We start from the raw sequence: 642 nt of genomic DNA, 5'->3' as shown, positions 1-642 counted from the left end.
CCTGGCTGAATCCACGCCGGCAAAGGGATGTGGGGCGATGGCGGCAACCCGGCATGTAAGCTTCGCGCCGGCGCGACCGCGCGCGTAGTATCACGTTTCCCGTATGCCGGCCAGTGTCGGCGCGATGTAAGTTTTTCCGCCGTCAGAACCGGCAGGTTCGATTCATTTATTTACGATTAAAAACTTTTTCAATTGATATCGGATCGTTTTCTGATTTAACTCAAAATGACTAGTTATTTGAATAAGTCTTGACACTCGTAAGGCGGATGCCTCAGTCTTTGCGCTCATTGGAGCCGGGAATGAATCGACATTATGTTTTTCGGGTGATTTTGTTGACCAATCCGAATTGACCAGGTGGCGGCGCATTTCGATAGCCCCTGACGGGGCAGGCGGCTTCTGCATTCGCGCGACGCAGCCCGGCCGCGATCGCGGCGAAGTTCGGCGCTTCACATTGCCTTTCCAGGGGAACAGCCATGGACGACGATTTGTATTTTGTAGTGCGAAACAGCGAGGGGCAGTACTCGGTATGGCTCGACGGACGCAACCTGCCTGCCGGCTGGGAGACGGTCGGCGAACCCGCCAGCAAGCAGGCCTGCCTGCAGCGGATCGAGCAACTTTGGACGGACATGGTGCCCGCCAGCG

General features: G+C 56.4%; 1 protein-coding gene. It reads left to right on the top strand.

Features of this window, described 5'->3' with window-relative positions; translation table 11 throughout:
* Positions 1-473: 473 nt before the first annotated feature.
* Positions 474-642 (top strand): MbtH family NRPS accessory protein (locus HWX25_RS32760; RefSeq protein ID WP_175912731.1); only part of this gene is annotated, 169 nt, incomplete at its 3' end.

This window comes from Burkholderia sp. BCC1640 (assembly GCF_902833125.1).
In the GTDB taxonomy this organism is placed as follows: domain Bacteria; phylum Pseudomonadota; class Gammaproteobacteria; order Burkholderiales; family Burkholderiaceae; genus Burkholderia; species Burkholderia diffusa.
The sequence above is the reverse complement of the archived record's forward strand: the minus strand, read 5'-3'. Positions and strand labels throughout refer to the sequence as shown.